Origin of the sequence: Verrucosispora sp. WMMD703, from assembly GCF_049178935.1 — a bacterium.
Lineage (GTDB): Bacteria > Actinomycetota > Actinomycetes > Mycobacteriales > Micromonosporaceae > Micromonospora > Micromonospora sediminimaris.
Window position 1 is genome coordinate 1,961,688 of record NZ_JBMHMM010000004.1, and the last position, 23,810, is coordinate 1,985,497.

The window sequence follows — 23,810 nt, forward strand, 5'->3', positions numbered from 1 at the left end:
GTGAGTGACGTGGCCGCATCGCCGGCGGAGGGCGAGCTGGAGAGTGTCAGCCTGGTGGAGCTCGCCGTCTCCCGGCTGACCCGGGAGATTCTCAGCGGCCGCAGTGATCCCGGTGAACGGTTGGTGGAGGAGCAACTGACCCGGCGGCTCGGAATCAGCCGGGCGCCGCTGCGTGAGGCGCTGCGGCTGCTGGCGCAGCGGGGGTTGGTCGAGCACGTCCCGCGCCGGGGAGTCCGGGTCGCCACCCTGTCGGATCGCGACGTGCGAGAGCTGTACGAACTGCGCGACGTGCTGGAACGATTCGCGGTCCGGTCGGCGATCCCGGTGCCGCGGGAGAGCGATCTGGCCGGGCTGCGGGCGGCGCTGGACCAGATGAGCGAGGCGACCCGGAACGGTGACCGGCTGGCGGTCGCCGAGTCGCACCGGGCGTTCCACGTCGCGCTGGTGGCGCTGGCCGGCAACCGGCAGCTATCCGCGGTGTACGACTCGATCCTGGTGAAGTTGCAGCTCTACATGGCGATCAACCTGCGCCGCGAGGCGGAGGTGGCGCAGCCGCACGACGGCGTCCACCGGCACGAGCGGCTCTTCGAGGCGGTCGCGGCTGGTGACCCCGAGCTGGTGCTCGCCGTGCTGTCCGAGCACGGGGCGCGGTCGTATCTCGGGTAACTTCACCGGGCGGCCGTCATGTCGTCGTTACGTACCGCGTGGTTTGCCGAAACACAACTGTCGACAATCGACTGTATGCCAGAGCGGATCGGATCGATCTCGGAGCTGCGGTCGGCGTACCGCCACGGCGACCTGACCCCCACCGAACTGGCGGAACGGGTCCTGGACGGGCTGCCCGGAGCGGACGGTGGGCCGGTCTGGATCAGCACCGTGCCGGCCCGGGCGCTTCTCGCCCGCGCCGAGCGGCTGACCGCCACCGCCGACCCCGCGACCCTGCCGCTGTACGGGATTCCATTCGCGGTCAAGGACAACATCGACGTCGCCGGCATGATCACCACGGCTGGCTGCCCCGACTTCGGGTACTCCGCCGGCGAGGACGCGCCCGTGGTGCGTCGGCTGCTCGACGCCGGTGCCCTGCTCGTCGGGAAGACCAACCTCGACCAGTTCGCCACCGGCCTGACCGGGGCGCGGTCCCCGTACGGCAGCTGCGAGAGCGTCTTCGGCGGTGGGCTGATCTCCGGCGGTTCCAGCTCCGGGTCGGCCGTCGCGGTCGCCGCCGGCCAGGTCAGCTTCGCCCTGGGTACGGACACTGCCGGCTCCGGCCGGGTGCCGGCGGCGCTGAACGGGATCGTCGGCCTCAAGCCCACCCGGGGCCTGCTCAGCACCGCCGGGGTGGTGCCGGCCTGCCGTTCGCTCGACTGCGTCTCGGTCTTCACCGCCGACGTCGCGGACGCGGTGGACGTGCTGCACACCGCGCGCGGCATCTCGGCGGCCGACCCGTGGGGGCGTCCGCTACCGGCGGAGCGGGTCATGGCCCGCATACCGGGCACGCTACGCCTCGGCGTACCCCGGGCAGAAGACCTGGAGTTCTTCGGGGACGCGGGACAGGCGGTCCGGTTCGCTGCGGGCGTGCAGGCGCTGCGGGGTCTGGTGGGCCAGGTCGGGTCGGTGCCGTTGCAGAGCCTCTTCGAGGCGGGAGAGCTGCTCTACCAGGGACCGTGGGTGGCCGAACGGCTCGCCGGGCTGGACGGCTTCCTGCGGGAACATCCCGAGGCCGTTCTGGCGGTCACCCGCAGCGTGCTGGAGACCGGCCGGCGCTACGACGCGGTCGACGTCTTCCGGGGCCAGCACCGGTTGCGCGAGTTGCGGACCCGGGTCGACCAGCTGTGGAACGAGGTCGACGTGCTGGTGGTGCCCACCGTGGGCACGACCTTCACCCTCGACGAGATCGCCGAGGACCCGGTCGGCCGCAACACGATGCTCGGTCGCTACACCCAGTTCGCCAACCTGCTCGACCTGGCGGCGGTGACCGTGCCCAACGGGTTCACCGCGGCGGGCCGGCCGGCGAGCCTGACCCTGCTCGGCCCAGCGTTCAGCGACACCACCCTGGCCCAGCTCGCCGCCGCCTTCACCGCCGCCACCCGCGCCGCTCCCGAAGCTGTCGCCACCGTCTCGGTGACCGGGCCGGCGCAGACGCTCATCGCCGTCGTCGGCCGGCACCTGGCCGGCGAGTCCCGCAACGCGGAGCTGACCGAGCGGGGCGCCACCCTCGCCGGTGCCGCGCGCACCGCGCCGCGCTACCGGCTCTACCGCCTGGAGACGGCCGACGGTGACGGGCTGCCCGGCCTGGTCCGGGTCGCCGACACCGACCCGGAGGGACACCCGATCGAGGTCGAGCTGTGGCGACTGCCGGTGACCGTCGTGGGCGACCTGCTGGTCGGGGTGCCGGCGCCGCTGTCGCTGGGCTGGGTTCGGCTGCACGACGGGCGGGACGTGCTCGGCTTCCTCTGCGAGGCGTACGCCGTCGATGCGCGGGCCGAGGACATCAGCGCCGCAGGTGGGTGGCGGGCCTACCGCCGGGCCGCAGCGCACCGGAGTTGACCAACGGAGGAGGAGAGGATGGGCAGGATCGGGCCGGTAACGGCGAACCCCTACCCGTGGCCGTACGACGGCACGGCCGACACCGCGCGTACCGCGCTGCTCTGCATCGACTGGCAGACCGACTTCTGCGGCCCGGGCGGCTACGTCGACGCGATGGGCTACGACATCGGACTCACCCGGGCCGGCCTGCCGGCCACCGCCCGACTGCTGGACCACGCCCGGTCGCTCGGCATGCTCGTCGTGCACACCCGCGAGGGCCACGACCCCGACCTGTCCGACCTGCCGGCGAACAAGCGCTGGCGGTCCGCGCAGATCGGTGCCGAGATCGGCGCGGCGGGCCCGTGCGGGCGGATCCTGGTCAAGGGCGAACCCGGCTGGGAGATCGTGCCCGAGGTCGCCCCGGCACCCGGCGAGGTGATCGTCGACAAACCCGGCAAGGGTGCCTTCTACGCCACGAATCTCGACCTGGTGCTGCGTACCCGGGGCATCACCCACCTGATCCTCACCGGCATCACCACCGACGTCTGCGTGCACACCACGATGCGCGAGGCGAACGACCGGGGCTACGAGTGCCTGATCCTCGCCGACTGCACCGGGGCCACCGACAAGGACAACCACGACGCCGCGCTGCACATGGTGACCATGCAGGGCGGCGTCTTCGGCTGCGTCGCCACCTCCGACGCCGTCATCGCCGCCACGACCAGGTGAGGTGAGCCATGTTGACAGTTGCCGCGGCGCGGCCCTTCCCGTACACCTTCGACCCTGCGACCACCGCGCTGCTCGTCATCGACATGCAGCGCGACTTCCTGGAGCCCGGCGGTTTCGGTGAGAGCCTCGGCAACGACGTCGGCCAGTTGCGGCGGACCATCGCACCCCTGACGGCGCTGCTGGCCGGTGCCCGCGCCGCCGGGCTGACGGTCGTGCACACCCGGGAAGGGCACCTGCCCGACCTCTCCGACTGCCCACCGGCCAAGCTCAACCGCGGCCTGCCGAGCAAGCGCATCGGCGACCCCGGTCCCAAGGGCCGGATCCTCGTTCGGGGCGAGTACGGCCACGACATCGTCGATGAGTTGACGCCGTTGCCCGGCGAGCCGGTCGTCGACAAGCCGGGCAAGGGCGCCTTCCACGCCACCGACCTGGACGCCCTGCTCGCCGAGCGGAACATCCACAGTCTCCTGGTAACCGGGGTGACCACCGAGGTGTGCGTGCACACCACGGTCCGGGAGGCCAACGACCGCGGGTACGAGTGCCTCGTGCTCGCCGACTGCGTCGGGTCGTACTTCCCGGAGTTCCACCGGGTGGGGCTCGACATGATCGCCGCCCAGGGCGGCATCTTCGGGTGGGTCGCCGACTCGACGGACGTGCTCGCCGTGCTGCCCACCACCCCCGTGTTGCAACCCTCCTCCTGACCGGGAGCAGCCATGGTCCCCACCAGACCCTCAGTCGTGCCGCTGCCGTACTGGGTGCGCGGCGACACCAACGCGTTCTTCGGTTTCGGCGTCAACGTCCTGGTCAACGTGCTCACCCTGACCGGGCTCTGCCTCTTCGTGGTGAACCTGCCCGAGCGGGAGGTGTTCGGCACGATCCTGCCGGCGCTCGGTATCGCCCTGGTCGCGGGCAACATCTACTACACGCACCTGGCCCGACGGCTGGCCCGGCGGGAGAGCCGCCCAGATGTGACAGCCCTGCCGTACGGGCCGAGCGTGCCGCACATGTTCATCGTCATCTTCGTCATCATGCTGCCCATCTACCTCAGCACCGGTGACCCGGTGCGCGCCTGGGAGGCGGGGCTGGCCTGGGCCTTCATCATCGGCGTGATCGTGCTGATCGGCGCGTTCGTCGGCCCGTACATCCGCCGCTACACGCCGCGTGCGGCGCTGCTCGGCACCCTCGCCGGCATCTCCATCACCTTCATCTCGATGAACCCGGCGGGCCAGATGTGGCGGCTGGCCTGGATCGCGCTGCCGGTGCTGGCGCTGCTGTTGATCGGGCTGCTGACCGACGTGAAGCTGCCGTTCAACTTCCCGATCGGGCTGGCCGCGCTGCTGCTCGGTACGGCGATCGGCTGGATCGGCGGGGCGATGTCGGTACCGGACGTCACGGCGGCGGCGCGGGACATCGCGTTCGCCTTCCCCACTTTCCAGATCGACCTGCTGCTGCGCGGGCTCTCCGACATGGCGCCGCTGCTGGCGACCGCGATCCCGCTGGGCGTCTACAACTTCACCGAGGCGATGACGAACGTGGAGAGCGCGGCCACCGCCGGGGACAACTACAACCTGCGCAGTGTGCTGCTCGCCGACGGTGCCGGCGCGGTCATCGGCTCGGCCCTCGGTTCGCCGTTCCCACCGGCGGTCTACGTCGGCCACCCGGGCTGGAAGGCCGCCGGTGGGCGTACCGGTTACTCGATGGCGACCGGGATCGTCATCGCGCTGCTCTGCTTCCTCGGCATGTTCTCCCTGCTCGGGGCGATCTTCCCGACCGCGGCGATCGTGCCGATCCTGCTCTACATCGGGTTGCTGATCGGTGCCCAGGCGTTCCAGGCGACGCCCCGGGCACATGCTGCGGCGGTGGTCGCGGCCCTGATCCCCAACATCGCGGCGTGGGCGACCGGGCAGATGAACAATGCTTTGGCGGCGGCCGGCACCACCGCCGCCGAGGTCGGCGACGAGGCGCTGGCCGGCGCCGGGGTGGTCTACGACGGCCTGCGCATCCTCGGCGAGGGCGCGATCCTCGCCGGTCTGGTGCTCGGCGCGATCGTCGCCTTCATCATCGACAAACGCTTCGTGCAGGCGGCGATCTTCGCCGCCTCGGGCGCGGTGCTCGCCTTCATCGGTTTGATCCACGGCGAAGAGGTCCAGTGGAACGCCAACGGGCAGGTGGCGCTCGGCTACCTCTTCGTGGCGGTGATCTGCGCGATCTTCGCGCTCGGCAAGTACCCGCCCCGGGTGCCCGAGCCGGAGGAGGCCGAACTGGACCGCCTGCACGGTGGCGACTCCTCGACACCCAAGCAACCCGCCGCGTCCGTCCAGAAAGGACTCACCGCATGGAGATCGACCGGACGGACGTGGTCGGCGAGGTGACGGCGGCCTTCGTCGGCTACGAGCAGGCGCTCGTGGCCGGCGACGTCGACCGGATCTGCGGATACTTCTGGGACTCTGCGGCCACTGTGCGTTTCGGTCTCGCCGACCACCAGTATGGTCTCGACGAGCAGCGCAAGTGGCGGGCCGGGCAACCACCGCTGCCGCCCGGTCGTCGGCTCGTCGACACGGTGGTCACCGCCTTCGGCGCGGACCTCGCGGTCGTCACGACCCGATTCGGGTACGGCGACGCCGCCACCACCGGCCGACAGACCCAGACCTGGGTACGCCTGCCGGAGGGCTGGCGGATCGTCACCGCCCACGTCTCCGAGCCGTTGCCTCCCGACGTCGGATGACGGTACGTCACACCCGGTCGCGTACGTCCCAGAGCCAGACGTCGTCGACGCGCTGCGGATCCCCGAGCAGCGCGGTCAGCAGTTCCCGCAGCACCGGTTCGCGGGGATGCTTGCCCAGCACCACCACCGACGCCCGCCAGAAGCGCAGGTCCTCCACCGCCTGCCGGCGGTTCTCGTCGCTGATCTCGGGTAGCTCACCGGCGTCCATGGTCTGGTAGATGAGGGTGCTGGTGGGCCGGTTCGGGGCGCCGAAGACGCCCTCGCCGTTCTCGTTCGGGCCGATGAAGTAGCCGGCCGGGATCGGGAACTCGTGCCCGGTCAGCGCGCTCCAGCGCAGCGTGGACAGCCCGTGCACGTTGCTCGGGATGGGCACCGGCACCAGCGTACGGCCGTCCGGCACGTACGGTCGCCAGGCGCCCGAGGTGATGAAGGTCGGCGGCGGATCGACCGGCTCGGCCGGCAGCGGACGGGGCAGCAGCGGCAGCAGGGCGAGGGTGATCGCGGCGTATCCGACGACGTGTTGCCAGCGCAGTCGCCGCCGGTCGGTGGCCGTGGCCTCCGGGGCGCGGGGCGCCGGCACCGTCGGTCGGTGGCTGTCGGCCACCGCGTCCCAGGCCAGTGCCAGCAGTACGCCGAGCGCGGCGGTGGTCACCAGGGTCAGCCGGGTCGGCATCATCATCTCGACGAGCGGCAGATCCGCCGGGATGTACGACCACGGGCCGGCGATGCCGGTCAGCTCGCCGTTGAACCGGATCTCCGGGCCGAGCGCGGCAACCGAGAAGACCACCACCAGTACGGCCAGGATCCGGGCCACCAGCGAGCGGCGGACCAGCAGGGCCAGGGCCACCACCGAGAGCAGCACCAGCGGCCAGCCGAACCAGGTGTTCTGTTCGGTCAGGCCGATTGTCGCCTCCACCGCCTCGTCACCGGCGATGGTGTCGCGGGGAAAGGTGACGAAGGCGACGATGTCCTCGCCCCAGCTGTGGAACACCCCGCCCTGAAGTCCCCGGTAGGACTGCGGGCCGTTGAACTGGAACCAGATCGGGTAGGCGGTCAGCAGCAGCGCCACCGCACCACCGAGGCCCAGGCCGGCCGCGAACGTGCCGGCCCGTGCCCACGCCACCCGGGGGCGCATCGCCGCGTACGCGATCACGACGACCAAACAGGCCAGCGCCGTGAGCAGCAGCATCTCCTCGTTGATGAAGATCTGGTACGCCACCAGCAGCCCCAGCACCAGCCCGTTGCGCCGCCAGCGGCCCGGCTCGACCAGCCGGAACACCCGCACCACGATCAGCGGTAGCAGGAAGTTGGAGACGAAGTTGGGCTGGCCGTTGGCGTGGTGCACGATGCCGGGGGCGAAACCGAGGAACGCGCCGCCGACGAAGGCCGCCGCCCGGGAGCGCACCAGGTGCCGCGACAGCATCCAGTACGAGGTTCCCGCCGTCGCGGCCAATGCCCCGCCCAGGTAGAGCGCGTACACCACCTGGGGGCCGAGCAGCATGGTCAGCGGCGCCAGCGGCAGGGTCACCCCGAGCAGCGAGGTGTTGGCCATCATGTTCACCCCGTCCGGCGCGTTCTGCCGGGCGGTGAAGAGCGGATTCTCCAGGTGCTGCACCGAGTACGCGCCGTGCGCGAAAAGCCACTCGAACCAGCTGTGGTCGGTGGGCAGGTGGGAGGAGACCCGGTTGTTCACGTCGGCCCAGTAGCTCAGGCAGACGACGACGCCGAGCAGCACGTAGGCTCCGATGGCCAGCGCGTCGACGCGCGTCGGCCGCCGCCGGGTACGTGTTGTCGTTGATCGCGTCTCGACGGTCTCGGAGACGGGTTTCAGCGAGGGATTCACCACCGGCACAGCCACGACGGGCCATCGTACAGGCGGAACCCCGCCCGCCCGCCGCGCGTAGGGTGTGTGTCAGGGGAGGACGAGCGTGACGTTGATCGACCTCGGTGAGCTGACCGAGCTGACCGATCCGCCGCCGGCACAGCGCCGCCGCCCCGGGCCGGGTGGCCGCCGGGTGGCGGTCGTGGTGGTGGCACTGATCGCGCTGCTGACCTTGGCGGGCGGCACACCGCCGGCCGGGCGGATCCACGCGATCGTTCCCGCCGCCCTCGGCAGCGACCTGTTCATCGCAGCCGATCAGGTCTTCACGGTCTCCCCGACGCCCGGGGTCACCGACGGTAGCCAGGAACTGCTCGCCTATCCACGGCCCGACCGTCCCACCGCCGCACCGCAGCGGTTGACGCCGTTGTGGCGGGTACCCGTGCCGCTGGGCAACCGGGTCTACCGGGTGCAGCCGGTCGCCGACGCCGGGCTGCTGGTCGCCATGGCTCGCCAGGACACCGGCAGCAGCCAGACGGTGCGATTGGACGCGCACACCGGCGCGGAGAATTGGCGGGTGCCCGGGATCGCCATCATGGAGATGGCCGACCGGGCGCTGTTGCGCACCTTCAGCGACAGCGAGCCGAACGTACTACGGATGATCGAGCTGGCGACCGCCCACGAACTGTGGTCCATGACCTTGTCGGCGGCCAGTGTCGACCACTGGCAGCGGGAAGACGGAACGCTCGACAGCATCGTGGTGGCGACGGTCGACGGCGAGGTCCAGGTGATCGACCCGATGACCGGTGCGGTACGGCACCGCCTTCCCCCGCCCGCCGACCATTCGAGCAGCTACCAGCAGGCGTGGGTGACCGGCGATCTCGTGACGGTGGTGCGCAATTCCCGCACCATCACCGCGCTCGATGTCGATGATCTGGCACAGCGCTGGCAGGCGACCGTGCCGACGGCGACCTACGTCACCGGCTGCGGGCCACTGCTCTGCGCCGGGCTGGCCGGCGGCGGGTTTCAGGTCCTCGATCCAGCAACCGGGGCGCTGCGCTGGGACAGCAAGGAAATCCTCGACATCGTGCTGGCCGATGATCGCAACGTCCTCGCGGTGGCCCACACCACCAACGAGATTGTCACGATCGCCCTGGGCACCGGTAAGAGGCTGGCCGAGCACGGGTCGTGGAGCATGGTCTCTCGCTACGAGTACGCCCCGCAGGTGCTCGTGGTGCGTGCGGTGGCCGAGGTGGGGCTGGTGCTGGCCCGGCTCGATCCCACGGGGGCGCCGGCCCGCCGGCTCGATGTGCTGCCCGGTGCCGGCGGTGACTGCCAGAGCCGGTACGACCTCGTCGGCTGCCGTCTGCTCGATGGTGGCTACGGCATCTGGCAACTGCCCGACTGACTCCGGTCAGGGCGGCACCCGTCACGGGCGGCTTGGTCGGCGGCGTTACGTTGTCGGTGGTCGGCGGGCGGAAAAGGGGCGGGCATGCGGGTACTGGTGGTCGAGGACGAGCGCAACCTCGCCGACGCGATCGCGCGAGGGCTGCGCAAACGGGGCATGGCGGTGGATGTCGCGTACGACGGCGACAGCGGCCACGAGATGGCCTTCGTGACCCGGTACGACGTGGTGGTGCTCGACCGTGACCTGCCCGGCCGGCACGGCGACCAGATCTGCGCGGAGTTGGCCGCGTCCGGCGAACTGACCCGGGTGCTGATGTTGACCGCCAGCGGCACGGTCGCCGACCGGGTCGAGGGGTTGCAACTCGGTGCCGACGACTACCTGCCGAAGCCGTTCGCCTTCGACGAACTGGTCGCCCGGGTGCAGGCGCTGGGCCGACGGGCGACCCCGGCGGCCCCGCCGGTGCTGGAAATCGCCGACCTGGTGGTCGACCCGGCCCGCCGTACCGCCACCCGGGGCGGTGTGCCGGTGGAGCTGACCAACAAGGAATTCGGTGTGCTCTGCGAACTGCTCAAGGCCCGGGGTGCCGTGGTCTCCAGCGAGGAACTGCTGGAACGCGTCTGGGACGCCAACACCGACCCCTTCACCACAATCGTCCGGGTCACCGTGATGACGCTGCGTCGCAAGCTTGGTGATCCACCGTTGATCGAGACCGTGGTCGGGGCCGGCTACCGGACGGCCGAGGTGGTGCAGTGACGGGCACGGCGCGCCGCCGGCTGCCTGCGCTGCGGCGGCCCGCCCTGCGGCTACGTCCCACGCTGCGGCTGCGGCTGACCCTGCTCAACGGCGTGCTGCTGGTCGGTGCCGGCGCGATCCTGGTGCTGTTGGCCTGGCTGCTGGTGCAGGACGCGTTGCGCCCCACCGACGAGCTGCTGCCCGGCACCACCGTGGTGCTTGCCGACGGGAGCACGCTGGAGGCCGCCGCATGGCAACAGCGGCTCGTCGACGCGGCCTCCGGGGAACTGCTGGCCAAGGGGCTGGCCGCGCTGCTGGCGATCGGCGTGGTCGGCGTGGTCGGGGCGTACGCGGTCGCCGGGCGTGCGCTGCGCCCGCTACACCAGGTCACCGCCACCGCCCGCCGGCTCGGCGAAACCACGCTTGACCAGCGGATCGGCTACTCCGGGGCGGACGACGAGGTGGCCGAGCTGGCTGACACGTTCGACGCCATGCTGGACCGGATCGCCGCCGCGTTCGAGGCGCAGAAGCGGTTCGTGGCCAACGCCTCGCACGAACTGCGTACGCCGCTGGCGGTGATGCGTACCGAGATCGACGTGACGCTCAGCGACGACGAGGCGGACACGGCCGAGTACCGCCGGATGGCGACAGTGGTCCGCGACGCCTCCGAACGCGCCAACGGGCTGGTCGACGCGCTGCTGGTGCTGGCCCGCAGCGAGGCGCAGACCGGTCAACGGCTCGGCCGGCGCAGCGAGTGCGACCTGGCCGCCGGCACCGTCAACGCCCTCTCCGCCGTACGCCGGGAGGTGGAGCGGATCAAGCTGGCGGTCCAGACGTCGCTGGAGCCGGCACCGGTGGTGGGTGACCCCGGGCTGCTGGACCGGCTGGCCGGCAACCTCGTCGAGAACGCGGTCCGCTACAACCACCTGCATGGCCGGCTCTGGGTGCGTACCGGCTCGGACGGGCAGCGATCCTGGCTGGTGGTCGGCAACACCGGCTTCGAGGTGGACCCGGCCGATGTGCCGGGGCTGTTCGAGCCCTTCCGGCGGGGCGGCCGGGAACGGACCGGCGCACGCGGGTCGGGCCTCGGCCTGTCCATCGTGCGCGCGGTCTGCGACGCGCACTGCGGCACGGTGACCGCCGTCGCGCAGCCCGGTGGCGGCCTGGAGGTGACGGTGAGCCTGCCGGCGGCGGAAGCCGCCCGCTGACATCGGCGCCTCAACGAGTGCAGGAGATGGACGTAACGTAGCCCATCGGGTCTGACTCTCCGTGTTCCTTACGCTGGGTGACCATCTCTCCAGGGTCCGCACTACCACTCCGCGCACTTTGCTCTGCTTCAACCCACGCACTCGTCTCTGAGCAGCGGTAATGCGGTGCCGAGATTCAGCCATCAGCCGACTCCGAACACAGTTCGTGATCGTTGCGTTGGTTGAAGCAGAGCAAAGGGTGGGAGCAGCACCGCATGGGTGGGCGGGAGAGACACGGAAGGTAATGTCCGGGGGTGCGGGTTGCTCCATGAGGCGTGGCGGTGCGAAGATCACTGGGTCAGCCCGATCAAGGAGGGGGGTGCGTCGATGTTCACCATGATGCTGTCCGCGCCCCGCCTTGCCGGCTGACCGCTCATCCTCGCGGGGCACCGGTAGCGGGATCGTCGTCCCGCAACTCAGCGGACCAGACACGCCAGTTCTGACTACCCCGACGTCCGTGCCCGCAGGGCCGCCTCCGACCCCGTCGTGCCGTGTCGTGCCTCTCGCAGGCTCGCCGGTCGCGGCGGTCAGTCGGCCGGCAGCCGACAGGGCTGCGACGCCGGTGGCTGGACCACGAGGACGAGACATGAGCGCACGGATCCACAACATCGGAATCGACTGTCACGACACGTACGCCCTGGCCGGTTTCTGGGCCCAGGTCTTCGAGTGCCCCCGCCAGCCGGACGACTTCCCGGGCGACCCGGAGGCCATGCTGCTGCCGCCGGGTGGTCCGGAGGTGCTCTTCCTGGCGGTACCCGAGGGCAAGACGGTGAAGAACCGGCTGCACCTCGACCTGGAACCGACCGACCGGACCCGGGACGAGGAGGTCGAGCGGCTGCTGGGCATCGGGGCCCGGCACGTCGCCGATCACATCGGGCCGACCGGCGCCGGTTGGGTGGTGCTCGCCGATCCGGAGGGCAACGAGTTCTGCGTACTTCGTAGCGCCGCCGAGAAAGCGGCAGCCCGGCAGGCGGCGGAGGGCTCTGTGACGGACGGCTGAGCGGAGCGACGCCGCGACATCGGAGCGGCGGGGTGCCGCCGCTCCGATGTCAGTCCTGCCTACCGATCAGCGGCCGATGCCGTCCAACGCGGCGACGTCCTCGGCGGACAGCGAGAGCCCCGCCCCGACGACGTTCTCGCGCAGGTGCGCCACCTTCGAGGTGCCGGGAATCAGCAGGATGTTCGGTGAGCGCTGCAACAGCCAGGCGAGGGCGACGGACATCGGTGTCGAGCCCAGCCGGGCGGCGACGGCCGAGAGTGCCTCGGACTGCACCGGCGAGAAGCCACCGAGCGGGAAGAACGGCACGTAGGCGATGCCATCGGCGGCGAGTTGCTCGACGAGGTCGTCGTCGTGGCGGTGGGCGAGGTTGTACAGATTCTGCACGCACACCACTGGGGCGACCGCCCGGGCCTCGGCGACCTGCTCCGCGGTGACGTTGCTGACGCCGAGGTGACGGATCAGGCCCTCCTGCTGGAGCGCGGCGAGCGTCTCGAACGCCTCGGTGATCGAGCCGGGCTGGGGACCTTCCGCGTCGCCCATCCGCATGTTGACCAGATCGAGGGTGTCGACCCCGAGGGAGCGCAGGTTCTCGTGGACCTGCCGGCGCAGCTCCTCGGGTCGGCGGGCCGTCGGCCAGCCGCCCTGTGCGTCGCGGGTCGCCCCCACCTTGGTGGCGATGAGCAGCGACTCGGGATAGGGGTGCAGTGCTTCGCGGATCAGCTCGTTGGTGACGTGTGGCCCATAGGCGTCGCTCGTGTCGATGTGGGTGATCCCCCGGTCGACGGCTTCGCGCAGCACGGCCAGGGCGCCGTCGCGGTCGGCGGGTGGCCCCATCACCCAGGGGCCGGCGAGTTGCATGGCTCCGTACCCGAAACGGGTGACGGTCCGATCGCCGAGTGGCCAGGTGCCGCCGGGAAGAGAAAGAGGAGTGCTCATCGTGTCGCTTCCGTCGCTGGTGAGAGGGGGCGCGTTTCGCTTGCCTGCATAATTCTTGGAGAGCCACTTTCCATCGGGAAGTAGGCACTTCAAAGTGCGTAACGCCCCAGCGGCGAGAGGGACGGTAAGTGACCACGATGAGGGCAGCCCAGCGGCAGGCGCAGGCCAAAGCGGAATACAACGCGTTCCTCGCAGCCTGCCCCAGCCGCCAGTTGCTCGACCGGATCTCGGACAAGTGGGTCGTGCTGATCCTGTGCGCGTTGGGCGGTGACGCGGCTCAGCAGGGTCCGGGTGCGCCGAGAGCGATGCGCTACTCCGAGCTTGCCCGCCAGCTGGCCGGAGTCAGTCAGAAGATGCTGACCCAGACCCTGCGTTCGCTGGAGCGTGACGGACTGCTCACCCGTACCGTGACGCCCACCGTCCCGGTCACCGTCACCTACGAGCTGACCGACCTCGGTCTCTCGCTCCACCGCACCACACGGGAGATCAGGTACTGGGCTCAGGCCCACATGGGCGAGGTTCTCGCGCACCGCGACGACTACGACGCAGCCACCTCATGACGCGCTCGTGTCCGCCGCCCAGTCGTGATCAATCGCGCTGCTGGATCTGACCGCGAATTGTCACGAACTCGGCCTGGGCGTCGGCACGGGACGAGAAGAACATCACGATCAGACCCACGCTGCCCCGGTCGGCCCAGGTGCACACGCCCAGCGGCACGTCCTCGGTCAGGCCGTCGCCGCAGCTGGCCTCACCGCCGAGCGGACCTGGATCGACCGAGGTCATGTTGCTGAGGCCCAGGTCGGCGGAGAGGCCTTGGACCGCCGCGTCGAGTTCCTGCTTCGGGTCGGACATCAGGCCGGACGCGCCTGCGATCATGACGAGGTCCTCGCCGGCCGGGTCACCGTAGAAGGCGCCCACCGCGCTGGTCTCGTTGCTCACCGTCGAGCGGATGTCGCGAACCATGTCGTCGGCCGCCTGCTGCAACTCCGGGTCCGTGTTCTTGGGTCGCCCGGCCAGGGTGGCCGGGGCCACCATCCGGGTCCGGGTCGCGTCCACGGCCTCGCTGACGTCGTCCTTGACCGCGAACCAGACGGCAGTGCCGCCACCGCCGCAGAGCACCAGCAGGACCGCGAGGACGATCAGCACGATCATCCAGATCCGGAACTTCTTCTTCGGCGGACCGACCGGCCCTGCACCAACCGGCCCTGCATCGGCGAGCCCCGGAGCAGCGAATCCCGGACCGGCCGGCCCCGGGCCGGGGAAACCTGAACCGGTTGGGTACGGCTGGCCGGGTGGTGGGTAGGCGGGCGGGGGGTAGGCTCCGGTCGCCGGCTGGCCGCCGGGCTGCTGCGGCGGGGCCGGCTGAGTGCCGGCCGATGGGTACGGCGCCTGGCCCGGCTGAGGGTACGACGTCTGGCCCGGCTGGGGGTACGCCCCCGGGACCGGGTTCGGGTACGTACCCGGGGGCGGGTACGGACCGGCGGGCGGCGGGTTCTGGTGCTCATCCGAGGGGTGGGACATGCGGTCAGCTCCTGGGTTCGGGTGGACCGGTCATCGTAGCCAGGTGGTTCATCCGCACCCGCAGCACCACGAAAAAGCGATTCGCGGTGGCCACCCTCGTCGGGTGACCACCGCGACCGGTGTCGTTCGTCGCCGCTCAGCCGGCCAGGCTGGCCGCGCCGCGTGGCAGGAACCGCTTACCGGTGACCCGCTCGCTGGTGCCGGTCCGGTCCAGGTACGGCGTGACGCCACCCAGGTGGAACGGCCAACCGGCACCAAGGATCATGCACAGGTCGATGTCCTGCGCCTCGGCGACGACGCCCTCGTCGAGCATCAGCCGGATCTCCTGCGCCAGCGCGTCCAGCGCGTTCTGGCGTACCTGCTCCTCGGTGAGTGGCTGGTCGCCGACCACCAGCAGCTTCGCCACCTCGGTGTTGATCTCGTCGTCGACGACGATCGGCTGACCGGAGTCGGCGATCCGCTTGAGGTTCTCACTCACCCCGAACCGGTCCGGGAACGCGGCGTGCAGGGTGCCGCCCACGTGGTACGCGACGGCCGGCCCGACCAGCTGGAGCAGCGCGAGGGGCCGCATCGGCAGACCCAGCGGATCCAGTGCCCGGTTCGCCACCTCCAGCGGGGTGCCGGCGTCGACGGCGGCGAACACGGTGCCCAGGAAACGGGTGAGCAGCCGGTTCACCACGAACGCCGGGGCGTCCTTCACCAGCACACTCGACTTCTTCAGCTGCTTGCCGACCGCGAACGCGGTGGCCAGGGTGGCGTCGTCGGTCCGCTCGCCCCGCACGATCTCCAGCAGCGGCAGCACCGCGACCGGGTTGAAGAAGTGGAAGCCGACCACCCGCTCCGGGTGCTCCAGCTCCGCGGCCATCTCAGTGATCGACAACGACGAGGTGTTTGTGGCGAGCACCGCCTCCGGCTTGACGATCTTCTCCAGTTCGGCCCAGACCTGCTTCTTGACGTTCAGGTCCTCGAAGACCGCTTCGATGACGAAGTCGGCGTCGGCGAAGACGGACTTGTCGACCGAGCCGGACACCAGGCCGTACAGCTTCGCGGCCGTGCCCTTGTCCATCCGGCCCTTGCTTACCGCCTTCTCGATCTGGGTGTGCACGTAGCCCACACCCTTGTCGACCCGGGCCTGGTCCAGGTCCGTCAGGACGACCGGCACCTGGAGGCGGCGGGCGAACAGCAGCGCCAACTGACTGGCCATCAGGCCGGCGCCGACGATGCCGACCTTGGTCACCGGACGGGCCAGGCCCTTGTCCGGCGCGCCGGCCGGCCGCTTGGCCCGCCGCTGCACCAGGTCGAAGGCGTACAGGCCGCTGCGCAGTTCCTCGGAGAAGACCAGGTCGGCGAGGGCCTCGTCCTCCGCGGCGGTGCCGGCGGCGAAGTCGGCGTCCTTCGCCGTCTCCAGCAGGTCGAGTGCCTTGTACGCGGCCGGGACCGCGCCGTGCAACCGCTGGTCCAGCGTCTGCCGGGCGAAGTACAGCACGCCGGCCCACATGTCCTTGTCGACCTCGGGCCGGGTGACGCTGACCTCGCCCCGGACGACCCCCGCGGCCCACTCCAGGGACCGCTCCAGGAAGTCTGCCGGCTCCAGCAGCACGTCCGCGATGCCCAGCTCGGCGGCCTGCTTCGGCTTGAGCATCTTGTTCTGCATCAGCGGATTCTGGATGATCACCTGAGTGGCGGCGGGAATGCCGATCAGGTTCGGCAGCAGTTGGGTACCGCCCCAGCCCGGGATCAGTCCGAGCGAGACCTCCGGCAGCGCCAGGGCCGTCGCGCCGCCGGACAGGGTCCGGTAGTGGCAGTGCAGGGCCAGCTCAAGGCCGCCGCCCATCGCCGCGCCGTTGACGAAGGCGAAGGTCGGTACGGAGCTGTCCTTCAGCCGGGCGAAGACCCGGTGACCCAGTCGGCCGATCTCCAGCGCCTGCTCGCGGTCCGCGAGCTGCGGCAGACCGGTGATGTCCGCACCGACGCAAAAGATGTACGGCTTTCCGGTGACCGCGATGAACGCCGGGTCGGCCGCCAGCGCGGCGCTGATCGCCTCGTCCAGGCTGGTCAGGCCGCCGGGGCCGAAGGTGTTCGGCTTGGTGTGGTCGAATCCGTTGTCGAGGGTGATCAGGGCGGCCGGCCGGTCCAGCCCCGGCACGTTCACCTGCCGCAGCAGCGCCCTGGTGACGACCTCGTTCGGTGCGGCGAGCGCGCTCACTTGTCTCCCTCCCAGTGCGGGTTCTCCCAGATGACCGTGCCGCCCATGCCGATGCCGATGCACATGGCGGTGATGCCGTAGCGGACCTCCGGGTGCTCGGCGAACTGCCGGGCGAGCTGAGTCATCAGCCGTACGCCGGAGGACGCCAGCGGGTGACCGATGGCGATCGCGCCGCCCCACGGGTTGACCCGCGGGTCGTCGTCGGCGATGCCGAAGTGGTCGAGGAAGGCCAGCACCTGCACGGCGAACGCCTCGTTCAGCTCGAACAGGCCGATGTCGTCGATGGTCAGGCCAGCGATGCGCAGCGCCTTCTCGGTCGACGGGATCGGGCCGACACCCATCACCTCCGGCTCGACGCCGACGAAGCCGTACGACACCAGCCGCATCGCGACCGGCAGGCCCAGCTCGCGGGCGGTGGCCTCGTCGGCGAGCAGGCTGGCGGTGGCGCCGTCGTTGAGACCGGCCGCGTTGCCCGCGGTGACCTTGCCGTGCGGACGGAACGGGGTCTTGAGCGTGGCGAGCTTCTCCATCGAGGTGTCCCGGGGCGCCTCGTCCACAGTCGCCAGGCCCCAGCCGTTCTCCTCGTCGCGGATCGCCACCGGCACCAGGTCGTCCTGGAGCTTGCCGTTGGCGTACGCCTTCGCGGTCTTCTGCTGGGAGGCGAGGGCGAAGGCGTCGGTGCGCTGCTTGGTGATGTGCGGGACCCGGTCGTGCAGGTTCTCCGCGGTGGCGCCCATCACCAGCGCGGACGGGTCGACCAGCTTCTCGGCGATGATGCGCGGGTTCGGGTCGACGCCCTCACCCATCGGGTGGCGGCCCATGTGCTCGACACCGCCGGCGATCGCGATGTCGTAGGCGCCCATGGCGATGCCGCCGGCGACGGTGGTCACGGCGGTCATCGCCCCGGCACACATCCGGTCGATGGCGAAACCCGGCACGGTCTTGGGCAGCCCCGCCAGCAGCGCGGCGGTGCGACCGATGGTCAGGCCCTGGTCGCCGATCTGGGTGGTGGCGGCGATCGCGACTTCCTCGACCCGCTCCGGCGGCAGTTGGGGGTTACGGCGCAGCAGTTCGCGGATGCAGCGGATCACCAGGTCGTCGGCGCGGGTGTTGGCGTACATGCCACCCGCCTTGCCGAAGGGGGTGCGGACGCCGTCGACGAAGACGACATCCCGGACTTCACGGGGCACGATGAGCCTCCTATTCGACCACGATCCGGTCGTCCGCGCGGTAACCGACGTGACGGACCGGACGAAGGTCGCCAGCACTGGCGTTTCCCCGATGCTACTCGCCAGTAATAAGCCCCGCGCCACCTCCCCCTGTAACCCACCCCACACCCCACCCACCCCGCTCCCGCCCGCGCGCCGCGTGCCCACGCGCCGCGCGCCCGCGCGCCCTGCACCTTGCGGTGATCAAGAAGTTTGCGTCAGCCGCCCGGCGTGTCGCCGACCCAAACTTCTTGATCACCGGGGCGGGGGCGGGGGCGGTCAGGGGGCGCGGGTGGGCGCGGGTGGGGTGGGGGTCAGGGGGTGGGGGGTAGGGCTTGGGCGAGGTCGGGGAGGAGGAGGGTGATCTGCCATTCGCGGGCGTGGTGGGCGCGCAGGGCCTCGGCGACGGTGGCTTCGGTGATCTCCTCGGGCGGCTGCCAGGCGACCCGACGGATGGTGTCGGGCGAGATCAGGTTCTCCGGGGGCAGGTTGTGCTCGCCGGCCACCCGCAACACCACCTCACGGCAGCGGCTCAACCGGGCGGCGGCAGCCGGATCCCGTTCCGCCCAGCGATGCGGCGGGGGCGGTCCCTCCACCGTCGGCGTCACCGGCAGGGCGTCGTCCGGCAACTGCCGGGCGTCGTCGAGCGCCGCCAGCCAGGTACGTGCCAACCGCCGCACCGAGCGACCACCGAAGCCGGGCAGGGTGAGCAGTGTCTTCTCGTCCCTCGGGTCCAGCTCCGCCGCCGCGACGATGGCCGAGTCGGGCAGTACGCGGCCCGGTGCCGTGTCCCGCCGGGCGGCGATCTGGTCCCGGGCGTACCACAGGGAGCGGACCCGGGCCTGTGCCCGCGCGCCCCGGACCCGGTGGATGCCGGAGGTGCGTCGCCACGGTTCGGCGCGGACCCGGGGCGGTCGGCTGCCGTTCAGCACGAGCGCGGCGAACTCCTCCGCCGCCCACTCGGATTTGCCCTGCCGGGCCAACTCCGCGTCGAGTGCGTCGCGCAGGTCGGTCAGCAGCTCGACGTCCAGGGCGGCATAGGTCAGCCAGGACTCGGGCAGTGGCCGGCTCGACCAGTCCGCTGCGGAGTGGTGCTTCTCCAGGCTGAATCCGAGTAGCTGCTCGGTGAGCGCGGCGAGCCCCACCCGCTCGAAGCCGGCCAGCCGCGCCGCCAACTCGGTGTCGAACAACCGGCGTGGACGGAGCCCCAGCTCCGCCAGGCAGGGCAGATCCTGGTTCGCCGCGTGCAGCACCCACTCCGTTTCGGCGATAACGGCGTCCAGGGCGCTGAGGTCGGGCAGCGGCAGTGGGTCGATCAGTACGGTGCCGGCACCGGCGCGACGTAGTTGTACGAGGTAGGCGCGTTGGCTGTACCGGTAGCCGGAGGCACGTTCGGCGTCCAGGGCCACTGGCCCGGCACCGCTGGCGAACCGCGCCACGACCTCGGCGAGCTGCTCCGGGGCGGCGACGGGCTCGGGGGTGCCCTCGCGGGGTGCGGTCAGCGGCACGGACTGGCCGCCGGTGGGCTCGGACCCCGCGTCCGAGGGCTCCGACCTCGCCGATGGCGGGTGCTGCGTGTCGTTTCCCGTACGGCTTGCGGCGGCCCGACGGCTCAGGGGTGGTTCGTCGGTCACCTGACAACCCTAGTGCGCGAGTGGATCGAGTGCCGCCACCCGCCCCGCCGCGTGTCGGCCGACGCCGTGCCGCCGGGAGACGGGGCCCGTGGCGGCCGGAAGACGGGGCCCGTGGCGGCCGGGCACAGTGCGGCGGGGAGCACCGGGATCGGAACGGTGGCGGTGCCACCGGAGTCGGACGGGCTCAGCCGGTGGCGGCCGGGCGGCGCTCCGGCAGGGCGGTGACGCCGGGCGGCGGCAGGCCGGCGGTGGAAGCGAGCAGGGTGCACCAGGCGTCCAGGTGCGCGGCGAGGTCGCCGCCGGTCGGTGTCCAGGAGGCGCGGATCTCCACGTCGCCGGCCGCGGGTGGGCCGGCCAGCTCACCGAACCGGGTCGACATCGTCTGCGTGATCGTGCCGCCGATGGCCCGGTACCCCGCGTCCTGGGCGTCGAGGGCGTCGGTGAGCCAGGTCCACCCCACCCCGGGCAGCAGCGGATCGGCGGCCAGGTCGACCTCCAACTCGGCGGTCACGTAGGTGACCAGCCGCAGGGTGCCCTGCCACGCCTCGTGCCCGGCCGGGTCGTGCAGCAGGATCAGCCGCCCGCTGGCCACCTCGTCACCGTCGCGCAGCACCGACGCCGAGAGCGCGAAGGAGTACGGGGCCAGCCGCTGTGGCGCCCCCACTTCTTCCAGCAGGATCTCCGGCCGGGGCGTCGCCGACCGGAGCCCCGCGACCGCGCGAGCGAACGTGTCGGGAAGCGCGATCGGGGGGCCCATGCCCGCAGCCTATTCCGCTGCCCGTTTCCCGCCCGCGAGGCGCGCCGACGATCACCCGGCGCGTACCACGCCGCCCGTTACCGCGCTACGTCACAAAGGTGGCGGTGGGCGCGGGACGGCGATCGGCCGCGTGGCACGATTGCCGCGATGACCACCGACACCACGGGCACCGCCGCCCGAGACGATGAGCCCCGCCCCGGCGGGCCCGCCGATTCGCCCTTCGTGCGGGCGTGCCGCCGCCGGCCCGTCCCGCACACCCCGGTCTGGTTCATGCGCCAGGCGGGCCGGTCGTTGCCGGAGTACCGCGAGATCCGGGCCAACGTGGCGATGCTGGAATCGTGCCGCCGCCCGGACCTGGTCACCGAGATCACCCTTCAGCCGGTACGCCGGCACGGGGTGGACGCGGCGATCCTGTTCAGCGACATCGTGGTGCCGGTGGCCGCCGCCGGGGTCGACCTGGACATCGTGCCCGGCACCGGGCCGGTCGTGGCCGAGCCGGTGCGTACCGCCGCCGACGTCGAACGGATCCGGCCGATCGGCCGCGATGACGTCGACTACGTCGATGAGGCGGTCCGGCTGCTGGTCAAGGAGTTGGGCGACACCCCGCTGATCGGCTTCGCCGGTGCCCCGTTCACGCTTGCCAGTTACCTGGTGGAGGGCGGCCCGTCGCGTACCCACGCCAAGACCAAGGCGCTCATGTACGGCGAGCCCGAGCTGTGGCACACCCTCGCCGGCCGGCTGGCCGAGGTGACCCTGGCGTTCCTGCGGGTGCAGATCGAGGCCGGCGTGTCGGCGGTGCAGCTGTTCGACTCGTGGGCCGGCGCGCTCTCCGAGGCCGACTACCGCCGCTTCGTGCTGCCCCACTCGACGAAGGTGCTGTCCGGGCTCGCCGACACCGGGGTACCCCGGATCCACTTCGGGGTGGGTACCGCCGAACTGCTCGGCGCGATGGGCGAGGCCGGCGCCGACGTGGTCGGCGTCGACTGGCGTACCCCGCTGGACGTCGCGACCCGCCGGATCGGACCGGAGCGGGCCGTGCAGGGCAACCTCGATCCGACCCTGCTGTTGGCACCGTGGCCGGTGGTGGAGACCGAGGTGCGCCGGATCCTGGAGCAGGGCCGGGCCGCGCCGGGGCACGTGTTCAACCTCGGCCACGGGGTGCTGCCGGAGACCGACCCGGAGGTGCTGACCCGAGTGGTCGCCCTGGTGCACGAGCTGTCCGTCCGACCGGTCGACCAGGGCTGACCGTCGTGGCGACGCGGCGGCGGGTGGCGGTGGTCGGCGGCGGCATCGCCGGCCTGGCCGCCGCGGTCCGGTTACGCGACCGCGCCCCCGCCGAGGTCGACATCACCGTGTACGAGCAGTCCGGCGCGCTCGGCGGCAAGCTGCGCACCGGCGAGCTGGCCGGCGGCTCGGTCGAGTTCGGCGCCGAGTCGTTCCTGATGCGTGACCCGGCCGGCGGGGAGTCCGCCGCCGTCGCCCTGATCCGCCGGCTCGGCCTGGCGGGACGGATCGTCCACCCCACCGTCGGGCAGGCGGCGCTGGCCGTCGACGGCGGACTGCGCCCGATCCCCGGCGGCACGCTTGTCGGCGTACCCGGTGATCTGGACAAGGTGTCGGCGGTGGCCCGGCCCACTCCGGAGGCCGACCGCGACGGAGGTGGGCCGCTGCTCGGCCCCGGGGCCGACGTCTCCGTGGGCGCGCTGGTCCGGTCGAGGTTCGGTGACGAGGTGGTCGACCGGCTGGTCGACCCGATGCTCGGCGGGGTGTACGCGGGCCGCGCCGACGACCTGTCCCTGGTCACCACCATGCCGGCGCTGGCCCGGGCCGCCCGGGTGGAACACACGCTTGTCGCCGCCGTACGCGCGGCGCAGGCCGCCGCGCCCCGTGCTCCCGGCGAGCCGGTCTTCGGCACCCTCGACGGCGGGCTGAGCAGCCTGGTCGACGCGGCGGTGACGGCCAGCGGCGCGACGATCCGCCGCCACGCGGCGGTGCGTGAGCTCACCCCGACCGGCGTCGGCTGGCGGCTGACCGTCGGCCCGACCCGCGATCCCGAGCACGTCGACGTGGACGCGGTGGTGCTGGCGGTGCCGGCCCGGCCGGCGGCGCGTCTGCTCGCCGACGTCGCCCCCGAAGCGGCGAAGGAGATCGGCGGGCTGGACTACGCCAGCGTCGCGCTCGTCACCCTCGCGCTGCCCGAACCGGTGCTGCCGGAACTCTCCGGCTTCCTGGTGCCCGCCACCGAAGGACTGCTGGTCAAGGCGTCCACCTTCTTCACCACCAAGTGGGGGCACCTGCGCCGGCCGGACGGGCTGGCCCTGGTGCGCGCCTCGGTCGGCCGGTACGGCGACGAGGAGCAGCTCCAGCGCACCGACGAGGACCTCGCCGCCACCGTGCACCGGGAGGTGTCGGCGGTGCTGGGAACGCCGCTGCCCGCCCCGGTCGCCGGGCACGTGCAGCGCTGGGGTGGCGCGCTGCCCCAGTACACCCCCGGTCATCTCGACCGGGTGGTGGCCGCCCGCTCGACCCTGCGGGCGACGCATCCGACGCTGCGGCTGGCCGGCGCCGGCTACGACGGGGTCGGCATCCCGGTCTGCGTCCGCTCCGGTGAGACGGCGGCCGAGGAGATCATCACGGCACTGGAAGGATCGGGGAGATGACCGAGCAGAGCAACGCGGCCCGCCTGAAGGAACTCAACTCCACCATCCGCTACACCATGTGGTCGGTATTCCGGGCCAGCGCGCCACTGCCGTCGCTGCGCGACAACGTCACCGGCGAGGTCGAGTCGCTGATCGAGGAGCTGGCCGGCAAGGACGTGGTGGTACGCGGCACCTACGACGTGTCCGGGCTGCGGGCCGACGCCGACCTGATGGTCTGGTGGCACTCATCGTCAAGCGACGCGCTCCAGGACGCGTACCTGCGGTTGCGGCGGACCGCCCTGGGTCGGGCGATGACTCCGGTCTGGTCGCAGATGGCGTTGCACCGGCCGGCCGAGTTCAACAAGAGCCACATCCCGGCGTTCCTGGCCGGCGAGGAGGCCCGCGCCTACCTCTGCGTCTACCCGTTCGTCCGCTCGTACGACTGGTACCTGCTGCCCGACGCCGAGCGGCGGGAACTGCTGGCCGAGCACGGCAAGATGGCCCGCGGCTACCCCGACGTGCGGGCCAACACGGTCGCCTCCTTCGCGCTCGGCGACTACGAGTGGATGCTCGCCTTCGAGGCCGACGAACTGCACCGGATCGTCGACCTGATGCGTGACCTGCGTGCCTCTCGCGCCCGGTTGCACGTACGCGAGGAAGTTCCCTTCTACACCGGTCGCCGCCGCTCGATCGCCGACATCGTCTCCGCCCTGGCCTGAGCCC

Annotated in this window: 21 protein-coding genes; 14 read left to right on the forward strand and 7 right to left on the reverse strand. The window is 71.5% G+C overall.

All coding sequences use genetic code 11. The features are described from left to right. The 6 genes from ACN26Z_RS09635 to ACN26Z_RS09660 all read left to right on the forward strand — a co-directional run bounded on the left by ACN26Z_RS09635 (position 1) and on the right by ACN26Z_RS09660 (position 5,980). A complete protein-coding gene (locus ACN26Z_RS09635) occupies positions 1-666 on the forward strand; it encodes a GntR family transcriptional regulator (RefSeq protein WP_282239566.1) in 666 nt (221 codons plus the stop codon). Positions 667-741: 75 nt separating this feature from the next. Further along, positions 742-2,547 (forward strand): allophanate hydrolase, encoded by a 1,806-nt coding sequence (gene atzF, locus ACN26Z_RS09640; protein WP_421460720.1) that lies wholly within the window; start codon positions 742-744, stop codon positions 2,545-2,547. A gap of 18 nt (positions 2,548-2,565) precedes the next feature. Further along, positions 2,566-3,255 carry a cysteine hydrolase family protein gene (locus ACN26Z_RS09645; RefSeq protein ID WP_421460721.1) on the forward strand — a complete coding sequence of 230 codons (690 nt, stop codon included), beginning with the start codon at positions 2,566-2,568 and terminating at the stop codon, positions 3,253-3,255. A gap of 8 nt (positions 3,256-3,263) precedes the next feature. Then, on the forward strand, positions 3,264-3,956 hold the full coding sequence (locus ACN26Z_RS09650) for a cysteine hydrolase family protein (protein WP_421460722.1): 693 nt from the start codon (positions 3,264-3,266) through the stop codon (positions 3,954-3,956). A gap of 12 nt (positions 3,957-3,968) precedes the next feature. Then, positions 3,969-5,627 (forward strand): regulator, encoded by a 1,659-nt coding sequence (locus tag ACN26Z_RS09655; protein ID WP_232511444.1) that lies wholly within the window; start codon positions 3,969-3,971, stop codon positions 5,625-5,627. After that, on the forward strand, positions 5,591-5,980 hold the full coding sequence (locus ACN26Z_RS09660) for an AtzH-like domain-containing protein (RefSeq protein WP_093410375.1): 390 nt from the start codon (positions 5,591-5,593) through the stop codon (positions 5,978-5,980). Before ACN26Z_RS09655 ends, ACN26Z_RS09660 begins: the two co-directional genes overlap by 37 nt. 7 nt (positions 5,981-5,987) lie before the next feature. Here ACN26Z_RS09660 and ACN26Z_RS09665 read toward each other — a convergent pair whose 3' ends face one another. Further along, positions 5,988-7,832 carry a hypothetical protein gene (locus ACN26Z_RS09665; RefSeq protein ID WP_421464597.1) on the reverse strand — a complete coding sequence of 615 codons (1,845 nt, stop codon included), beginning with the start codon at positions 7,830-7,832 and terminating at the stop codon, positions 5,988-5,990. 76 nt (positions 7,833-7,908) lie between these two features. Between ACN26Z_RS09665 and ACN26Z_RS09670 the strand changes: the two genes are divergently transcribed. The 4 genes from ACN26Z_RS09670 to ACN26Z_RS09685 all read left to right on the forward strand — a co-directional run bounded on the left by ACN26Z_RS09670 (position 7,909) and on the right by ACN26Z_RS09685 (position 12,186). After that, positions 7,909-9,207 carry a PQQ-binding-like beta-propeller repeat protein gene (locus ACN26Z_RS09670; RefSeq protein ID WP_093410379.1) on the forward strand — a complete coding sequence of 433 codons (1,299 nt, stop codon included), beginning with the start codon at positions 7,909-7,911 and terminating at the stop codon, positions 9,205-9,207. An 84-nt stretch (positions 9,208-9,291) separates the two neighbouring features. Beyond that, positions 9,292-9,960 (forward strand): response regulator transcription factor, encoded by a 669-nt coding sequence (locus ACN26Z_RS09675; RefSeq protein ID WP_093410381.1) that lies wholly within the window; start codon positions 9,292-9,294, stop codon positions 9,958-9,960. Then, positions 9,957-11,147: a sensor histidine kinase gene (locus ACN26Z_RS09680; RefSeq protein ID WP_421460724.1), complete on the forward strand. Its 1,191-nt coding sequence runs from the start codon at positions 9,957-9,959 to the stop codon at positions 11,145-11,147. The genes ACN26Z_RS09675 and ACN26Z_RS09680 overlap by 4 nt, the downstream gene beginning before the upstream one ends. A gap of 625 nt (positions 11,148-11,772) precedes the next feature. Further along, on the forward strand, positions 11,773-12,186 hold the full coding sequence (locus ACN26Z_RS09685) for a VOC family protein (protein ID WP_093410385.1): 414 nt from the start codon (positions 11,773-11,775) through the stop codon (positions 12,184-12,186). 66 nt (positions 12,187-12,252) lie between these two features. Here ACN26Z_RS09685 and ACN26Z_RS09690 read toward each other — a convergent pair whose 3' ends face one another. After that, positions 12,253-13,122 (reverse strand): aldo/keto reductase family oxidoreductase, encoded by an 870-nt coding sequence (locus ACN26Z_RS09690; protein ID WP_421460725.1) that lies wholly within the window; start codon positions 13,120-13,122, stop codon positions 12,253-12,255. 128 nt (positions 13,123-13,250) lie between these two features. On the opposite strand from ACN26Z_RS09690, the gene ACN26Z_RS09695 reads away from it, so the two are divergent. After that, positions 13,251-13,682, forward strand: a complete 432-nt coding sequence (locus tag ACN26Z_RS09695; RefSeq protein ID WP_421460726.1) for a winged helix-turn-helix transcriptional regulator — start codon at positions 13,251-13,253, stop codon at positions 13,680-13,682. Positions 13,683-13,710: 28 nt separating this feature from the next. On the opposite strand, the gene ACN26Z_RS09700 is transcribed toward ACN26Z_RS09695, so the two are convergent. The 5 genes from ACN26Z_RS09700 to ACN26Z_RS09720 form a co-directional block, all read right to left on the reverse strand. Further along, positions 13,711-14,274, reverse strand: a complete 564-nt coding sequence (locus tag ACN26Z_RS09700) for a hypothetical protein (protein ID WP_282239556.1) — start codon at positions 14,272-14,274, stop codon at positions 13,711-13,713. A gap of 505 nt (positions 14,275-14,779) precedes the next feature. Beyond that, complete coding sequence (locus ACN26Z_RS09705; RefSeq protein ID WP_421460728.1) at positions 14,780-16,849, reverse strand: 3-hydroxyacyl-CoA dehydrogenase NAD-binding domain-containing protein; 2,070 nt, start codon at positions 16,847-16,849, stop codon at positions 14,780-14,782. Next, the gene (locus tag ACN26Z_RS09710) at positions 16,846-18,039 is read right to left on the reverse strand and encodes a thiolase family protein (RefSeq protein ID WP_093410393.1); all 1,194 of its coding nucleotides are present in this window, start codon (positions 18,037-18,039) and stop codon (positions 16,846-16,848) included. The genes ACN26Z_RS09705 and ACN26Z_RS09710 overlap by 4 nt, the downstream gene beginning before the upstream one ends. A 332-nt stretch (positions 18,040-18,371) precedes the next feature. Then, a complete protein-coding gene (locus ACN26Z_RS09715) occupies positions 18,372-19,691 on the reverse strand; it encodes a ribonuclease D (protein ID WP_282239554.1) in 1,320 nt (439 codons plus the stop codon). A 184-nt stretch (positions 19,692-19,875) separates the two neighbouring features. After that, positions 19,876-20,448: a DUF3000 domain-containing protein gene (locus tag ACN26Z_RS09720; protein ID WP_093410397.1), complete on the reverse strand. Its 573-nt coding sequence runs from the start codon at positions 20,446-20,448 to the stop codon at positions 19,876-19,878. A gap of 147 nt (positions 20,449-20,595) precedes the next feature. Here ACN26Z_RS09720 and hemE point away from each other — a divergent pair, with 147 nt between their 5' ends. Genes hemE through hemQ form a run of 3 tightly spaced genes read left to right on the forward strand, consistent with a single transcriptional unit; the run spans position 20,596 to position 23,806 of the window. Beyond that, positions 20,596-21,693, forward strand: a complete 1,098-nt coding sequence (hemE, locus tag ACN26Z_RS09725) for a uroporphyrinogen decarboxylase (protein ID WP_421460730.1) — start codon at positions 20,596-20,598, stop codon at positions 21,691-21,693. Between the two features lie 5 nt (positions 21,694-21,698). Next, positions 21,699-23,108 (forward strand): protoporphyrinogen oxidase, encoded by a 1,410-nt coding sequence (hemG, locus tag ACN26Z_RS09730; protein ID WP_421460731.1) that lies wholly within the window; start codon positions 21,699-21,701, stop codon positions 23,106-23,108. Then, entirely contained in the window at positions 23,105-23,806 is a 702-nt protein-coding gene (gene hemQ / locus ACN26Z_RS09735; protein ID WP_421460732.1) for a hydrogen peroxide-dependent heme synthase, read from the forward strand. The genes hemG and hemQ overlap by 4 nt, the downstream gene beginning before the upstream one ends. The last annotated feature ends 4 nt before the right edge of the window (positions 23,807-23,810 follow it).

Coding starts and splice junctions, on each gene's coding strand:
- ACN26Z_RS09685 (WP_093410385.1), top strand. CDS start 11,773: ATGAGCGCACGGATCCACAACATCGGAATCGACTGTCACGACACGTAC.
- hemE (WP_421460730.1), top strand. CDS start 20,596: ATGACCACCGACACCACGGGCACCGCCGCCCGAGACGATGAGCCCCGC.
- ACN26Z_RS09650 (WP_421460722.1), top strand. CDS start 3,264: ATGTTGACAGTTGCCGCGGCGCGGCCCTTCCCGTACACCTTCGACCCT.
- ACN26Z_RS09690 (WP_421460725.1), bottom strand. CDS start 13,122: ATGAGCACTCCTCTTTCTCTTCCCGGCGGCACCTGGCCACTCGGCGAT.
- ACN26Z_RS09720 (WP_093410397.1), bottom strand. CDS start 20,448: ATGGGCCCCCCGATCGCGCTTCCCGACACGTTCGCTCGCGCGGTCGCG.
- ACN26Z_RS09645 (WP_421460721.1), top strand. CDS start 2,566: ATGGGCAGGATCGGGCCGGTAACGGCGAACCCCTACCCGTGGCCGTAC.
- atzF (WP_421460720.1), top strand. CDS start 742: ATGCCAGAGCGGATCGGATCGATCTCGGAGCTGCGGTCGGCGTACCGC.
- hemQ (WP_421460732.1), top strand. CDS start 23,105: ATGACCGAGCAGAGCAACGCGGCCCGCCTGAAGGAACTCAACTCCACC.
- ACN26Z_RS09660 (WP_093410375.1), top strand. CDS start 5,591: ATGGAGATCGACCGGACGGACGTGGTCGGCGAGGTGACGGCGGCCTTC.
- ACN26Z_RS09700 (WP_282239556.1), bottom strand. CDS start 14,274: ATGATCGTGCTGATCGTCCTCGCGGTCCTGCTGGTGCTCTGCGGCGGT.
- ACN26Z_RS09675 (WP_093410381.1), top strand. CDS start 9,292: ATGCGGGTACTGGTGGTCGAGGACGAGCGCAACCTCGCCGACGCGATC.
- ACN26Z_RS09655 (WP_232511444.1), top strand. CDS start 3,969: ATGGTCCCCACCAGACCCTCAGTCGTGCCGCTGCCGTACTGGGTGCGC.